Source organism: Burkholderia sp. S-53, assembly GCF_025560745.1.
Taxonomy (GTDB): domain Bacteria; phylum Pseudomonadota; class Gammaproteobacteria; order Burkholderiales; family Burkholderiaceae; genus Burkholderia; species Burkholderia pyrrocinia.
Genome location: NZ_CP090483.1, coordinates 2,843,026 through 2,859,057 on the forward strand (window position 1 = coordinate 2,843,026; position 16,032 = coordinate 2,859,057).

At 68.7% G+C, this 16,032-nt stretch carries 11 protein-coding genes; 6 read left to right on the plus strand and 5 right to left on the minus strand.

Features of this window, described 5'->3' with window-relative positions:
* Nucleotides 1-63: 63 nt before the first annotated feature.
* From dcd to apbC, 3 genes are all read right to left on the minus strand, one after another.
* Complete coding sequence (dcd, locus tag LXM88_RS18200; protein ID WP_047898759.1) at nt 64-633, minus strand: dCTP deaminase; 570 nt, start codon at nt 631-633, stop codon at nt 64-66.
* Nucleotides 634-745: 112 nt separating this feature from the next.
* Nucleotides 746-1,282 carry a superoxide dismutase [Cu-Zn] gene (gene sodC, locus LXM88_RS18205; protein WP_262535587.1) on the minus strand — a complete coding sequence of 179 codons (537 nt, stop codon included), beginning with the start codon at nt 1,280-1,282 and terminating at the stop codon, nt 746-748.
* Nucleotides 1,283-1,415: 133 nt separating this feature from the next.
* On the minus strand, nt 1,416-2,507 hold the full coding sequence (apbC, locus tag LXM88_RS18210) for an iron-sulfur cluster carrier protein ApbC (RefSeq protein ID WP_262535589.1): 1,092 nt from the start codon (nt 2,505-2,507) through the stop codon (nt 1,416-1,418).
* Between the two features lie 351 nt (nt 2,508-2,858).
* Here apbC and LXM88_RS18215 point away from each other — a divergent pair, with 351 nt between their 5' ends.
* The 4 genes from LXM88_RS18215 (at nt 2,859) to LXM88_RS18230 (ending at nt 8,616) form a co-directional block, all read left to right on the plus strand.
* Complete coding sequence (locus tag LXM88_RS18215; RefSeq protein WP_262535590.1) at nt 2,859-3,503, plus strand: OmpA family protein; 645 nt, start codon at nt 2,859-2,861, stop codon at nt 3,501-3,503.
* 374 nt (nt 3,504-3,877) lie between these two features.
* Entirely contained in the window at nt 3,878-6,049 is a 2,172-nt protein-coding gene (metG, locus tag LXM88_RS18220; RefSeq protein ID WP_262535591.1) for a methionine--tRNA ligase, read from the plus strand.
* Between the two features lie 304 nt (nt 6,050-6,353).
* Nucleotides 6,354-7,508 (plus strand): hypothetical protein, encoded by a 1,155-nt coding sequence (locus tag LXM88_RS18225; protein WP_262535592.1) that lies wholly within the window; start codon nt 6,354-6,356, stop codon nt 7,506-7,508.
* Nucleotides 7,492-8,616, plus strand: a complete 1,125-nt coding sequence (locus tag LXM88_RS18230; protein WP_262535593.1) for a site-specific DNA-methyltransferase — start codon at nt 7,492-7,494, stop codon at nt 8,614-8,616. Before LXM88_RS18225 ends, LXM88_RS18230 begins: the two co-directional genes overlap by 17 nt.
* Nucleotides 8,617-8,733: 117 nt before the next feature.
* Here the strand turns inward: LXM88_RS18230 and LXM88_RS18235 are convergent, their stop codons facing one another.
* Together LXM88_RS18235 and LXM88_RS18240 are read right to left on the minus strand one after the other, a co-directional pair.
* Nucleotides 8,734-12,771, minus strand: a complete 4,038-nt coding sequence (locus LXM88_RS18235) for a translocation/assembly module TamB domain-containing protein (RefSeq protein ID WP_262535594.1) — start codon at nt 12,769-12,771, stop codon at nt 8,734-8,736.
* 28 nt (nt 12,772-12,799) lie between these two features.
* On the minus strand, nt 12,800-14,614 hold the full coding sequence (locus tag LXM88_RS18240; RefSeq protein WP_262535595.1) for an autotransporter assembly complex protein TamA: 1,815 nt from the start codon (nt 14,612-14,614) through the stop codon (nt 12,800-12,802).
* 252 nt (nt 14,615-14,866) lie between these two features.
* Here LXM88_RS18240 and LXM88_RS18245 point away from each other — a divergent pair, with 252 nt between their 5' ends.
* A complete protein-coding gene (locus LXM88_RS18245; RefSeq protein WP_096471518.1) occupies nt 14,867-15,055 on the plus strand; it encodes a DUF3460 family protein in 189 nt (62 codons plus the stop codon).
* A gap of 4 nt (nt 15,056-15,059) precedes the next feature.
* Nucleotides 15,060-15,932: a segregation and condensation protein A gene (locus LXM88_RS18250; RefSeq protein ID WP_262535596.1), complete on the plus strand. Its 873-nt coding sequence runs from the start codon at nt 15,060-15,062 to the stop codon at nt 15,930-15,932.
* Nucleotides 15,933-16,032 lie beyond the last annotated feature (100 nt).

The window sequence follows — 16,032 nt, forward strand, 5'->3', positions numbered from 1 at the left end:
AACGACCGCGGCGCGTCACGCGCAGCGGTCACCCGGAAACTGGTGAGACGTTATGCAACCAGATCAGGTTTTCGGCAGCGTGACACCGCGCTGCCCCTGATACTTGCCGCCGCGATCGGCGTACGACACGTCGCACACTTCGTCGCTCTCGAAGAAGAGCACCTGCGCGACGCCTTCGTTCGCGTAGATCTTCGCGGGCAGCGGCGTGGTATTCGAGAATTCCAGCGTGACGTAGCCTTCCCACTCGGGCTCGAACGGCGTCACGTTGACGATGATCCCGCAGCGCGCATAGGTCGACTTGCCGAGGCAGACCGTCAGCACGGTGCGCGGGATGCGGAAATATTCGACGGTGCGGGCCAGCGCGAACGAGTTCGGCGGGATGATGCACACGTCGCCCTTGAAATCGACAAACGAACCCTCGTCGAAGTTCTTCGGATCGACGATCGTCGAGTTGATGTTCGTGAAGATCTTGAATTCGTCCGCGCAGCGGATGTCGTAGCCGTAGCTCGACGTGCCGTAGCTGACGATCCGGCGGCCGTCCGCGGACTCGCGAACCTGATCGGGCATGAATGGCTCGATCATCTTGTGCTCTTCGGCCATGCGCCGAATCCATTTGTCGGACTTGATACTCATATCGGGGCGCCAGGAAACGCTGCGTGACAGAAAACGAAGGCCGCCGGTTCAGGACGGCGGCCGGGAAAGGCGCACATTTTACGCGATCATCGGCCCGCGCACGCGGCGACCGTCAACGGATCGCGCCGCAGGCCAGCGCGGGGCCCGCGCCATGCTGCGGGAACGCGGGATCGCTCGGATCTCGGTGCACCAGCGCCGCGCGGTTCATCGCCGAGCGCACGCCATCGAGGGCCAGATCCGGAGCGACGATGAAGCCGGCCGCGACGCCGTTCGCATCCGCATGGATGTTGCCGAGATCGCCGGCGACGCGGGCGCCCGCGCGCAGGCGGTCGGCGGCCGGCGCGAACACCGGGCCGGCGCTCGAGCCGTCGCCCGCGTTGCAGTCGCCGCGCTCGTGCACCTGCAGCGCGTGATCGCTGTTCGGCGGCAGGCCGACCAGGTTGTAGGTGACCTGGACGCCGTCCGGACGCTCGACGAACGTCACCGCGCCGCGCGCCTGCGAGCCGACCGTCGGCTGCAGTTGTGCGTCGGCCCGTTTTTCGTGCGACGAGGAAAAGGAGGTACAGCCGGCCAGCAGGCCCAGCGCGGCGGCGGCCAGCAGCGCGCGCCGCGCGCGGCCGGCGCGTACCCCGTGATGTCGTTGTTTCATTCGATCCTCATGCCGGCTGACGGCCGTTTGACACGACGGCCGCGCCGGGCGGGTAAAGGGACCCGGGAAAAGTCGCCATGATACCGCGCCTCGCGGCGCCGTAAACAGCGTGAGGCCCCGCCCCGCAAGGGTTTTACGTATTTTGAACAACGATCGTCGGGAACTTCGACGTCATGTCGCGCGCGCGCTCGGCAATCGCCAGCGCGACCCCGCGCGCGATGTCGCGGTAGCGACGCGCCAGCGCGCCGTCCGGCTCGGCCGCGACCGTCGGCGTGCCGCTGTCGGCCCGCTCGCGAATCGCGATGTCGAGCGGCAGGCTGCCAAGCACGTTCACATCGTAGTCCTTTGCCATCCGCTCCGCCCCGCCGGCGCCGAAGATGTGCTCCTCGTGGCCGCAGTTCGAGCAGATGTGGATGCTCATGTTCTCGACGATGCCGAGGATCGGAATCCCGACCTTCTCGAACATCTTCAGGCCCTTCTTCGCGTCGAGCAGCGCGATGTCCTGCGGCGTCGTGACGATCACCGCGCCAGTGACGGGCACGCGCTGCGCGAGCGTCAGCTGGATGTCGCCGGTGCCGGGCGGCATGTCGACGATCAGGTAGTCGAGCTCGCGCCAGTTGGTCTGGCGCAGCAGCTGCTCGAGCGCGGACGTCGCCATCGGGCCGCGCCACACCATCGGATTGTCTTCCTCGATCAGGAAACCGATCGAGTTCGCCTGCAGCCCGTGGCCGACGAGCGGGTTCATCGACTGGTTGTCGGGCGACTCGGGACGCTGGCCGTGGATGCCGAGCATCGTCGGCAGCGACGGGCCGTAGATGTCGGCGTCGAGAATGCCGACCGATGCGCCTTCCGCGGCGAGCGCGAGCGCGAGGTTCACGGCCGTCGTGCTCTTGCCGACGCCGCCCTTGCCCGATGCGACCGCGACGATGTTCTTCACGTTCGGCAGCAGCTTCACGCCGCGCTGCACCGTGTGCGCGACGATCTCCTGCGACACGGCGACGCGCGCGTCGCGCACGCCCGGCACGGCCTGGAGCGCCGCCGCGACGCGTGCGCGCACGTCGTCGTGCTGGCTGCGCGCGGGATAACCGAGCACCACGTCGAGCGTCACGACATCGCCGTCGATCGCGACGTTGCGCACGCCCTTGCTCGCCGCATACGGACGGCCGGTATTGGGGTCGACGACAGCCGCCAGCGCGGTGTCGACTTGTGCCCGGTCAATGCTCATCGAAACTCCGTGAAAACGTTTTTCTCGCGCGCAAACGTCAAAAAATATCAAATTACGCTGCGAAAATCGGGAAAAGTGAAAGAATCTGTTGCATGCCATTGCGCGAACGCGCGACCCGGCGCACTCTTCGCGTGCGGCATGCTATGGGGCCAAATCGACCCGTAACCGCCTATATTGTAGAGGCTGACGCGTCGCACTGTCCGAACAGCCACGCTGACGGACTGGGCATGCGGCCACCTCGGCGGCTGCCGCGAGCGCGGGCCGGCCTTGCCTGTTTCGGGCGGCCTGCGCTGGGAGCCGTAAAACTGTTGTCGTCGTTGTCGACTCGTTCAACCAAGAGAGGAATCCAAGATGAACATGAAAATCGCGACTCGCCTGTCCGTCTTCGCCCTGGCCGGTGCAGTGCTGGCCGGCTGCGCATCGCCGCAAGGCACCAACACGGCCGTCGGTACCGGCACGGGTGCGGCGCTGGGCGCAGGCATCGGCGCACTGGCGGGCGGCGGCAAGGGCGCGGCGATCGGCGCGGGCGTCGGCGCACTGGTCGGCGGCGTGACGGGTTACAACTGGCAGGCGATCAAGAACAAGCTCGCCCCGTCGGCAGCGCAGACGGGCACGCAAGTGACCGAGCAGCCGGACGGCTCGCTGAAGCTGAACGTGCCGAGCTCGGTGACGTTCGCGACGAACCAGTACGCGATCACGCCGGCCTTCACGCCGCTGCTGAACGACCTGGCAACGACGCTGAACCAGAACCCGCAAGTGACGGCATCGATCGTCGGCTACACGGACAGCACCGGCTCGGCGCAGCTGAACCAGACGCTGTCGCAGAACCGCGCGCAAAGCGTCGTGAACGCGCTCTCGCAGCGCGGCGTCAACAGCGGCCGCCTGTCGGCGCAAGGCATGGGCCCGTCGAACCCGATCGCGGACAACGCGACCGAAGCCGGCCGCGCACAGAACCGCCGCGTCGAAATCTACCTGCGCGCAGCGCAGGCGCAGTAAGCGCGCGACGAGGAGAAGGCGCGGGCACGCCGCCCGCGCAACCCCGCCGGACAAGGCTTCCGTCGGGGCCGGTAACAAATCGAAAAAAATTTCGAACTTCCGTCGCGGGCCGTGGTCAGTATTTACGGTACGCGGCTGGTGTTGCCGGCGCGTCACCATTCTCCTCTTGTCGTTGTTGCTCCGGGGCCGTATCCGCCCCGGTTTTTTTTGCCCGCAGAATTCGTGCTGCAGCGCAGCAGCACCACCGGGCACGCCGTTTGCGCGGCCCCGCCCGTTCCGGCGCCCGCTCCGCGGCGCCGGCCCGCCTCCCCGCCCCGCGCCCCTGCTAGAATCGCAGTTTCCCGTCGTATTTCCGCCGTTCCTCTACAGACCCTATGTCCGCATCCGACCTCACTTCCGTGCAGGCTGCGGCGCCGCAAGGCGACCGCCAGATCCTCGTTACGTCCGCACTGCCCTATGCCAACGGGCAGATCCACATCGGCCACCTGGTCGAGTACATCCAGACCGACATCTGGGTGCGGACGCTGCGAATGCACGGCCATGAGGTCTACTACATCGGCGCCGACGACACGCACGGCACGCCGATCATGCTGCGCGCGGAAAAGGAAGGCCTGAGCCCGAAGCAGTTGATCGACCGCGTCTGGACCGAGCACAAGCGCGACTTCGACAGCTTCGGCGTGTCGTTCGACAACTTCTACACGACCGACTCGGACGAGAACCGCGTGCTGAGCGAGCAGATCTACCTCGCGCTGCGGGAAGCGGGCCTGATCGCCGAGCGCGAGATCGAGCAGGCGTACGACCCCGTCAAGGAAATGTTCCTGCCGGACCGCTTCATCAAGGGCGAGTGCCCGAAGTGCCACGCGAAGGACCAGTACGGCGACAACTGCGAGGTGTGCGGCTCGACCTACCTGCCGACCGAGCTGCTGAACCCGTATTCGGTGGTGTCGGGCGCGACGCCGGTGCGCAAGACGTCGAAGCACTACTTCTTCCGCCTGTCCGACCCGCGCTGCGAGACGTTCCTGCGCGAATGGGTGAGCGGCCTCGCGCAGCCCGAAGCGACCAACAAGATGCGCGAATGGCTCGGCGACGCCGGCGAGGCCAAGCTCGCCGACTGGGACATCTCGCGTGACGCGCCGTACTTCGGCTTCGAGATCCCGGGTGCGCCCGGCAAGTATTTCTACGTGTGGCTCGACGCGCCGGTCGGCTACTACGCGAGCTTCAAGAACCTGTGCGACCGCAACGGCATCGACTTCGACGCGTGGATCCGCCCGGGCGCGAAAGCCGAGCAGTACCACTTCATCGGCAAGGACATCCTGTACTTCCACACGCTGTTCTGGCCCGCGATGCTCGAGTTCTCGGGCCACCGCACGCCGACCAACGTGTTCGCGCACGGCTTCCTGACGGTCGACGGCGCGAAGATGTCGAAGTCGCGCGGCACGTTCATCACCGCGCAGAGCTACATCGACACGGGCCTGAACCCCGAATGGCTGCGCTACTACTTCGCAGCAAAGCTGAACGCGACGATGGAAGACATCGACCTGAACCTCGACGACTTCCAGGCGCGCGTGAACAGCGACCTGGTCGGCAAGTACGTGAACATCGCGAGCCGCGCGGCCGGCTTCCTGCTCAAGCGCTTCGACGGCCGCGTGCAGGACAGCGCGATGAACCATCCGCTCGTCGCGAAGCTGCGCGATGCGATTCCCGCGATCGCCGCGAACTACGAAGCACGCGAATACAGCCGCGCGCTGCGCCACACGATGGAGCTCGCCGACGACGTGAACGCGTACGTCGACGGCGCGAAGCCGTGGGAACTCGCGAAGGATCCGGCCAACGCGGTCGCGCTGCACGAAACCTGCAGCGTGAGCCTCGAGGCCTTCCGCCTGCTGTCGCTCGCGCTGAAGCCGGTGATGCCGCGCGTCGCCGAATCCGTCGAGGCGTTCTTCGGGATCGCGCCGCTCACGTGGGCCGATGCCGCGAAGCCGCTGTCGTCGGAACAGCCGATCAAGGCGTACCAGCACCTGATGACGCGCGTCGACCCGAAGCAGATCGACGCGCTGCTCGCCGCGAACCGCGATTCGCTGCAGGCCGAGGCGACCGGCGCGGCCGCTGCAGGCGCGAATGCTGCGAATGCCGTGAAGGACGCGAAGAACGCGAAGAACGCCAAGGCGAACGCGAAGCCGGCCGTCGTGAACGGCGCCGACGATGCGCCCATCTCGATCGACGATTTCGCGAAGATCGACCTGCGCATCGCGAAGATCGTCGCGTGCCAGGCCGTCGAAGGGTCGGACAAGCTGCTGCAGCTCACGCTCGACGTCGGCGAGGAAAAGACCCGCAACGTGTTCTCGGGCATCAAGTCCGCGTACCAGCCCGAGCAGCTCGTCGGCAAGCTGACGGTGATGGTCGCGAACCTCGCGCCGCGCAAGATGAAGTTCGGCCTGTCCGAAGGGATGGTGCTCGCGGCGTCGGCAACCGACGAGAAGGCCGAGCCGGGCCTCTACATCCTCGAGCCGCACAGCGGCGCGAAGCCCGGCATGCGCGTGAAGTAAGCCGAGCCGAGCGCGCCGCCGCTTGCAAAAAAAAAGGCCCCGCACGATGCGTGCGGGGTTTTTTATGCCCGCGCTGACGGGATCGCGACGCGGCGCGTTCGACGCACGGATTCCGCTACCATATCGGCTTGCGCGGCAGCCGCTCGCACAGGCCGATGCTTTCGCAGCACCGGAACCCGCCGGATTCCGAAGGCCGCCACGCGTGGCCAGCCATGGGTTGTGGCGGTAGGTGCCGTACACGGAACAACGCCATGAGAACGCACCCCACGCCTGTTCGGCCGCACGGACGCGCAGGTCGCGCCGCATGAGCCGCGCCCGCTCCCCGCTGACGATCCCCCTCGTGCCGATCGCCGACGCGAATGGCGTCGCGCCGCTCGTCGCGCGCAGCCGCGCGATCGGCGCGCTCGCCGATCGCTTCGCCTGGCTCGCGCTGCGCGAGCCGCCGGCCAGCGACCATGCGCGCTGGCACGAGCATGTGCTCCGCGCACGCACGATCCGCTTCGCGCAACCGCTGACCTTAACGCCGTACGCTGCCGCCCGGCCGTGCTCCGCGCGCTGCAGGTTCTGCTCGGAAACGCTCGTCGACGAGACCGCAACCGGCCCAATGGCGGCCAGCCTGCGCCCGCCCGTCGCTCATTTCGACCGGCTCGCCCGCGCGCTGCGAGCGCTGCGCGGCGTGCCGCTATCGTATTCGCTATCCGGACTCGAAAACACCGACGATCCCGGCTGGCTGCTGTCGCTCCTCGCAACGCTCGACGCGGCTGGCGACGACGGCCCGGACGTCGGCGGCAGCGTGCTGTACACGAACGGTGCAGGCCTCGTCGAGCATGGCGACGCGCTGCTGCCCGCGCTCGCCGCGTTCGGGCTGTCATGGCTCGAATGGTCGCGCCATCACGACCGCGACGACGTGAACCAGTCGATCATGCGCTTTCGCCCAGGCCGGCCAGTGATGCGCGACGCCGCATTCGAGACCGCGTTCGCCGCCGCGCGTGCCCGCTTCCCGGTCAAGCTCGTCTGCATCGTGCAGCGCGGCGGCATCGAGACGCCGGCGGACGTGCTCCGCTACCTCGATCGTGCCCGCGCGCTCGGCGCGAGCACGGTGATCTTCCGAGAATTCTCGGTGCTGCCCGACACGTACCGGCACAACGCGACGCGCCGCTACATCGACCGCGCACGCATCGCGATCGACGCGCTGCTGCTCGCGTGTGTCGCGGACCCGGTGTTTTCCGCGCGCTGCGAGCCGATCGCGCTGACGGGCGGTTACTACTTCTGGAATGCGCGCTGGGCGCATCGCGACGGGTTCGAAGTCGTGTTCGAGACGTCCGACTACGGCGAGATGCGCGAGCACGAACTGCGCGACGCCGTGTACAAGCTCGTCTTCCATCCGAACGGCAACCTGTGCGCGGGCTGGCAACCGACGCGCGACATCCTGTGGAGCGACGATGACCGCCGTGACTAGCTGGCTGCGCCTGACCGACGAAGCCGCCGACACGACGCTGCCCGCCGACCTGCGCGCACGAGATTCATTCACCGCGCGCGATTGCGGCTGGGTCGAACAGATGACGCCGTTCATCGGCAGCCACGCGACGCCGGACGGCTGGATCGTCGATCCGTTCTGCGGCTTCGGCACAACGCTCGTCGCGGCTGCGCGCTGCGGTGTGCCAGCGCTCGGCGTCGAGATCGATCCGGAGCGCGCAGCGTTCGCACGCGAGCGGCTCGCGCGGGCCGGCACGACAGCCAACCGCCATCCGGTGCTCGCGGGCGACCTGTCGCGCGCCGCGACACAGGCCGCCGCGCGCGACGCAGGCGGCCCGTTCACGCTGTGCCTGACGAACGTGCCGTACTTCGGCTGCGACGCGTTGCCCGGCAAGACGGCCGACGGGCAGTTGTACGGCGTCGCACACTACGCGCCGTATCTGGAGCGGATGCGCAACGTGTTCGCGGGCGTCGATGCACTGCTCGAACCGGACGGCTGGTGTATCGTGATGGCGCAGAACCTGCGGCTCGGCGGCCGGTTCGTGCCGCTCGCGTGGGATGTCGCGCGGCTGCTCGGCGAACGCTTCGTGCTGCACGAAGAGCGCGTGCTGATCTACGAACGCGCGGACGGCCCCGCACGGCACGGCAACGGGCCGACCGACCGCACGCATGAATACGCGCTCGTGTGCCACAAGGCACCGCTCGCAAGCGATGCCGACGCGGCCCGCGTACTCGTTGCCGCACTGGCGCGCGACGGCTTCGCGTTCGCCGTGTTCGGCGGTTTCGCACGCCGGCTCGCCGCCGGCGCGAGCGACAACGATGCCGAAGCGCCGCTGAACGACGTCGACCTCGTCGTGCCGCCCGACGATGCGGGCGTGTCGCGACTGCTGCAATGGCTGGACGCCGGCGGCTTCTCGATCGAATCGTGGAATTCCCGGATCACGCCGCCGGTCGCGGCTGCCGCGCTGCGATACCGCCACTACTTCCGAGCGCGGCGGATCGATGCTTGCGGCCGGCTGCTGCAGGTCGACGTCACGGTCGCCGAAACGCACGAAGGATTCGCCGCGTGCGCGGCAGCGAACCCGGGTTGACGACTGCGGCGAGCGGCCGCTGAATCGCCGGCCCTGTCGCCGTCGCCACACGCAACGACGGGCTCGCATGTACGCCACACCGACCCATCTGCCGCGAGCGACACGCGACGCCCGCCGTCACCGTTGACTGAACCAGCGATCGAAGCGCCGCGTGTAGTTCAGGTCGACGCCCTGGAACGTCCCGCCGTACGCGGACACCGACCAGAAGCGCGTCAGGTTGATCGTCGCCTTGAACGCGTTGCTCGCCGACTGCAGGCCCTGCTCGAAGCCGAGCACGAAACGCTCGTTGATCGCCTTCGACACCTGCACGACCTGCGGATCGGTCAGGCCGACATCGCTGCGGCCGATCGATACTTCGTCGAGACCGAAGGTCTGCGCGACGCGCTTGCCGGTCACGCTGCCGAGCAGCCCGAGCGCCGCCGTCATCGCACCCTGCTGGCCGACGTTGTTGCCCTGGTCGGTGCCGTGCCCGAACAGCAGCCACGACAGCTTTTCGTTGTCCGTGACGTTCGGCTCCGACACGAGCTTGACCGTCAGCGACTGGATCGTGCCCGTCACCTGCACGCCGGCCTCGACCTCCTGGTTGCGCCGCATCGCAAGGATGTTGACGCCCGGGTTCGACACCGGGCCGTTGAACGTGAAGAAGCCGTTCTCGATCGCGAGCTTGCGGCCGAACGACGTGTACGTCGACCCTTCGGTCACGCGCACGTTGCCGACCGCGCGCAGCGGCACGCCCGGCGCGCTCATCACGGTGATCGTGCCGCGCAGCCCGAGATCCGCGCCATGGCCCTTGAAGCGGAAGTCGTTGCCGAGGCCGATGTCGATGTTCGCGCGCGGCGCGAGCGACGGCGCCGGCTTGTCCGCGGCCGCCTGCGGTTTCGCCACCGCGGTGCCCGTCGGCGTGTCGCCGCGCACCGTGCCGTCCGGCTGCACGATCACGACATCGTCGGACAGCCGCGGCGCCGAGTCCTCGGGCAGGTCGAACAGCGCGCGGTCGACCACGAACTTGCCGTCGATCGACAGCGCGCCGCGCGGCCCGTCGTTCGCGACCGTCGCCTTGCCCGACAGCGACAGCTTGCGATCGGGCGCCGCGAACAGTTCGAGCTTGTCCGCGACGATGCTCGCGGTCAGGTCGGGCGCCTCGCCGTCGAGGCGCACGCGGCCGAGCGCGCGCAGCGTGCCGTCGCCGCCATGGAACTCGACCTGCTGGAATTCGACGAGGTTTTCCGCGAGCTTCACGCGCACGATGCCGTCCTTCAGCTGCACGCCCTGGTCGATCAGCGTCGCGGACAGGTCGTCGCCCGTCAGCATCCCCGACAGGTTCGGCTTCACCGGCGTACCGGCGACCGTGAGCTTCAGCGCCGCGCGCCCGCCGAGCAGGTAACTCGGCCCGAACAGGTTGCCGGTCGCCTTCAGCGACGGAACGTCGGCGTCGATGCGGCCCGTCAGCGCGCCGTCGTTGACGACCCCGAACATACCGTCGTGCAGCGCGAACGGCACCACGACGTTCGCATCGAACGTGCCGATCCGGTTCGCCTTCGCAAGCGCCGTCAAGTTGAGCCGGTTGCCCGGCGCAAAGCTCGCACGCGCGGACAGGTCGGTCAGCCCGAGCGACGCGATGCCGCGCCCGCTCTCGATCGTCACGTCGCCGCCGCGGCGCTTCACCTGCACATAGCCCGTCGAGTTCGCCCCGAGCGAGAAATCCCAGTCGGCGTCGAGCACGACGTCGGTCCGCAGCGGCGGCCGCTGGCCCGTCAGTTCCTGACGGACCGCGAGGAAACGCGCGACCGACGCGCCGCTCACGGAGCCCGCCGAGCGCATCTGGCCGTGATCGAACACGAACGACTTCAGGTCGATCGCCGCGCCTTCGAGCGTGAGCCGCGTTGCGCCGAGCGTCACACGGCCGGCGCCGGCCGACACGGTGAGCGGCGCCTGCAGCGCGACGGCCGGCGTGCCGCGATTCGCGAGACGCGTGACGGTGCCGTCCCAGCGCATCCCGTCGCGGTTCTCGACCACGCCGCCGTTCGCCGCGAGCGTCACGTCGATCACGCGGCCGTCGGCCATCCCGAGCGCCGATGCGTCGAGCGTGTGCTTCGCGCGCGTGCCGTCGAGATTCGCGCGCAGCGATTTCAGCTTCAGCGAGCCGAGCGCGATGTCGGTCGCGTCGGCCGTGAACACGAGTGCGCCGTGCGCGCCGTCGCGGATGTCCGCGTGGCCCTGCGCGGCGCCGATCCGGTTCGATCCGACGACGACGTGCTCGGCCTTGTAGGTGGCCGTCACGTTCGGGTGCGCGAAGCTGCCCGTCAAGTCACCCTGTGCCTGCACGAGCCCTTCCACGCCGAAGCCGAGCCGGTCGAGCTGCGGCGCGTCCACGACGAAGCGCAGCCGGTCGCCGGGCGCGCCGAAGCTGCCGCGCAAATCGACGTGGTTGCCCGCGATCGACAGGTTCGCGTTGCTCGGCAGGATCCGCGAGCCGGCGAGCTGCACGACGCCTGCACCGGTCAGCGGCACGCCGTCGTACAGGCTGTCGCCGAGCTTGAAGGTCGCCTTCGTCGACACCTGCGGCGCAAACGCGCCCGACGCGGTCAGCGTGCCGGACACGCGCGTCTCGCCGCGCCGGGCCGGCGCCGCTGCCTTGGCGGCCGGCTTGCCGCCGGCCTTCGGCGCAGTCATCGCGGCGAGCAGCAGCGGATCGAACGCCGTCAGCGTCGCCTTCGCGTCGTAGCTCGAATGCGCGTCGTGGCGGAACACGCCCGTCAGGTCGATACGGCCGTTGGCCGCGGTCACGCGCGCGTCGGTCAGCACCGTCTGCTGCGGCGTCAGCGCGACCTTCGCGCGCGCGCCGAGCGCGAGCTTCGGGTCGTTCAGGTTGAAGTCGACCGTCGTCACGTCGCCCGCGAGCGTCACGCCGAGCGGGCCGCCCAGCCGCATCGGGCGCAGCTCGGCGACGAATGCGTTCAGGTCGAGGTTCGCGACCTTCAGGTCGAAGCGGCCCTTGCCGCCCGTCAGCGTGCCGTTGCCCGTCACGCTGCCGTCGCGGATCAGTTTCAGCGCGAGATCGTCGATCCGCTGCGCGTGCGCGTCGAGATGAACGTTCGCGTGCGCGTCGATCACCGGCAGCAGGTGGTCGCCGAGCGTACCGGGCTTCGCGTTGACGATCGACACGGGGCCAGTCACCGCGAAACCCTTCGCCGGTGCGGCACCGGCCGGCGCGGTCACGGGCGCGAGTTGCGCGCGCACCGCGAGATCGGCGGCCGGCGCGCCGGGCGCAAGCGCCTGCGGGTTCACGTGATCGAACGCGAGCGACGCACGCGTGAGCGGCACCGCGCCGAACGGCGCGGCCTCGACGTGCGCGCGCCCGCTCAGCTTCATCCCGCTCGCGTCGACGTCCGCAACCAGCGCCTCGAGCGAGCCCGACACGCGGGCCCGCGCGTCGACCGGCTCGTCGGACAGCTTGCCCGCGTAGGTGGCTTCGCCCGTCAGCGCGAACGGCTTCACGCCGTCGAGCTTCGCGCGTGCGGTCAGCGCGCCGTACGGCGTATCGATGCTGTCGAGCGCGAGTTCATGGTGACGGCCGTCGCTGCGGCCGTTCAGCGCGATATGGTCGAACTGCGTCGTCGAACCGCCGTCGTGAATCGCGAGGCGATCGACGCGCAGGTCGTCGATCCGCAGCTGCAGCGGCAGGCTCAGGTCCTGCGGCGTCGTGCTCGGCGTCGACGGTCCCGGCGCGATCCGCACGTCGATCGTGCCCGCGCGAAGATAGGCGATGGACAGCCGCCACGGCGCGCGGGTCAGCGCCCAGCGGCCCGCGATCCGGTCGATGCGCACTTCCGTGCCCGCACCGCCGGGGCTCGTCCACGCGAAGTCGCGCAGCCGCACGCCGGTCGCCAGCGTTCCGCCCTCGAGCGTGCCGGCAAGCTGCCCGCCGAGCACGCGCACGGCCGCGTGCCACGCGAGCCGCGTGCCGCGCTCGGTCGTCGCCGCGGCCAGCACGAGCCCCACCGCCAGCACGACGAGCAGCACGACCGTCGCGAGCGTCCACGCGACGACGCGCATCGCGCGTCCGCGGCGCGGCGCGCGCGGCGGTGCGTCGGGTGCGCCGTCGGGCGAATCCGGGTCGTGAGGCGGCGGCGTGTCGTTCGGGTCCTTCGTCATGCGGTTCGTCGTGGATGAAGCGGTACGTTCAGAAAGCGATGCCGAGCGTCAGGTACGGGCGCACGCTGTGGTTGCGCAGCCCGTACGCGACGTCGACGTTGATCGGGCCGACCGGGCTGCGCCAGCGCGCACCGATGCCGACGCCCGGATAAAACACCTTCTCGCCCCACGCATCGGTCGCGGTGCCGATGTCGAAGAACGTCGCGGCGCCCCAGTCGCGGTTGAACCAGTGCTGGTATTCGGCGGTGCCCGTCATCAGGTACTTGGTCGGCAAAACGGAGCCGTCGACGCTGTTGCCGATGCTCTGGTAACCGTAACCGCGCACCGAGTTCGAGCCGCCCGCGCGGAACAGCAGCGACGCCGGCACGCCGGCCGAGCTGCCGCTCGTGAACACGCCGCCGAGCTCCGCGCGGAACACGAACAGGTCGCGCTTGCCGACCGGCAGGTATTGCTGGCCGCGCGCGTAGCCGCGAACGAACGTCTGGTCGGTCGCCACGCCCTTGACCGCGAAGCCGGCCTCCGCGTGGATCAGGTTGCCCGAACGCGGAAACAGCGGATCGTCGACATTGCGGCGCGTCCAGGCCCATTGCGGCACGAGCGCACGGCTCGTGGTCGGCTCCGCGCCGTTCTGGTCGAGCCGGTCCTGGTAGTACATCAGCGAATACGAATAGTCGATGAACTGGCCGCTGCGCGTGCGCTGCACGCCGACCCTCGCGCTGTAGATGCGCGTGTCCGACACGTTGGTATTCGTATAGGACGCGAGCACGCTGTTGGTCCATCCTTTCTCACCCGGCGGCATCGACAACTGAACCTGCCCGTACTGCTGGATCTGGTCGAGCCGGCCCGACACGGTCAGCGGCCACGCGGCGCCGAACGTGTCGAGATACGTATAGGAGCCCTGCACATGCGGCCCGGTATCGGTTGCGAAACCGACACCGCCGCGGATGTTGTTGTACGGGAACTCGCTGACCTTCACGTGCACGGGCGTGCGCTCGGGCTTCGTCGTATCGTCGCCGACGTCGATCGCGACGCTCGCGTAGTACGGCGTGTTCTGCAACTGCCGCTGCAGTTCGGCGATTCGCTGCACGTCGTAGATCTCGCCTTCCGACAGCGGATTGACGTTCGTGACGATCTTCTCCGGATAACGACGCACGCCGTCGACATCGACCTTGCCGATCGTGAACGTCGGGCCGCTGTCGAACGTGACCGCGAGCGTCGCGCGCTGCGTGCGCGGGTCGACGCGCGCCTCGGACGACGCGATCTTCGCGCCGAGATAGCGGCGCGACTGCAGTTGCTTGAGCGCCGCGCCCTTCGCGCCGTCCCAGTCGGACTGCGTGAACGGGTCGCCCGGTTTCAGCGTGAACGCGAAACGGGTCGCGGCCTCCTGCTTCGGATCTTCGGTGTCGACGGGGCCCTTGAATGTCAGGTCGACCGTCGACACGACGGTCTGCGGCCCCGGATCGACCGCGATGCGTACGTCGCGCTTGCCGTTGCGCGTGCGCACGTCGGTGCGCACGACCGGCGAGAAATAACCGGCCGTCGCGGTGAGGTCGCGCACCTGCTGCGGCGTGGCGGTCACGAGGAAGTCGAACTGGTCTTCGCTGATGTCGTCGCGCTTCGCGAAGCGCGCAATATCGAGATGCGACTTGAGCAGCTTGCGGACCGAGCGCGGCGCATCGATGTCGACGTCGTACTTCGCGTGGGCCGGCAGCGCGAAGCACGCGGCGACGCAACCCGCGAGGGCCGCCCGTGCGGCGCGGGCCGCGGTGCCGGCGAGATTGCGTGCCGCGCGCGGGCCTGCGTCATGCGCCGTGTGTGCTTGCTGGTTCGACTGCCCCGCCAAATATAACCTCGCCCTCGGTTGTCACGGTTTCGTGGAAACCCTGTATTTGACCACAGGGCAGCGGCCATGCCCGCACGCGCGAGGCTTTGACGCTTGCGCGCAACGGCGCGCGCACGGGCCGGGGCCGCCGCGCCGCAGGCGTGCGCCCGCGGATTCGACGCGCGATTGGCGCCGGCCGTTCCCCCGATGCGGTAAAATCCCGCCATCGCGAATCCGGCGCATCGTGCGCCGCCCGAAACGGAAAATCCAGCCATGCCGTACCAGTCCGACGTCACGCAGTTCCTGAACCAGCTCAAGCAACAGAAGCCGACGCTCGAGGAAGAGCAGCGCAAAGGCCGTTCGCTGCTGTGGGACAAGCAGCCGATCGACCTCGAAGAGCGCGACGAGCAGCAGGAATCGCGCGTGAAGCAAACGTCGTACGTCTACTACCAGAACTTCTGACGACGTGAGCGCCGCCGACGAGGCCAGCGCCGCCCGGCAGGACGACGCGATCGCCGCGCCCGCGGGCGCCGATTCGACGCCCGACACGGTCGACGGTGTCGCGGCGTTCGCTCGCCTGTACGGCGAGCCGCTCTTCAAGCTGCCGCAGGATCTGTACATCCCGCCCGATGCGCTCGAGATTTTCCTCGAGACGTTCGAAGGCCCGCTCGACCTGCTGCTCTACCTGATCCGCAAGCAGAACTTCAACGTGCTCGACATCCCGATGGCGCAGGTCACCGCGCAATATCTGGGCTATGTCGACCAGATCCGCACGTCGAACCTCGAACTGGCCGCCGAATACCTGCTGATGGCCGCGATGCTGATCGAGATCAAGTCGCGGATGCTGCTGCCGGTCAAGAAGGCCGACACCGGCGAGGAAGCGGAAGATCCGCGTGCCGAACTCGTGCGCCGCCTGCTCGAATACGAGCAGATGAAGCTCGCCGCACAGCGCCTCGACCAGTTGCCGCAGCTCGGCCGCGACTTCCTGCGCGCCGACGTCTACATCGAGCAAAGCATCACGCCGCGCTTTCCCGACGTGAACTCGGACGACCTGCGCGCCGCGTGGGCCGACGTGCTCAAGCGCGCGAAGCTGGTGCAGCACCACAAGATCTCCCGCGAGGAACTGTCGGTGCGTGAACACATGAGCCTGATCCTGCGCCGGCTGCAGAACGCGCGCTTCATGGAGTTCGCCGACCTGTTCGACACGTCGCGCGGCGTACCGGTCGTCGTCGTGAATTTCATCGCGATGCTCGAGCTCGCGCGCGAATCGCTCGTCGAGATCACGCAGCCCGAGCCGTTCGCGCCGATCTACGTGCGCCTCGCATACCTGCCCGCGTAAGGCCCGCGCCCGCCATTCCCGTGCTCCCGATTCATCCCGACGCTCGCCGCTTCGCCGCGGCGGGCGGCCGCGCCCCCAGGTCGCGGCTCGTTTCCGGCAC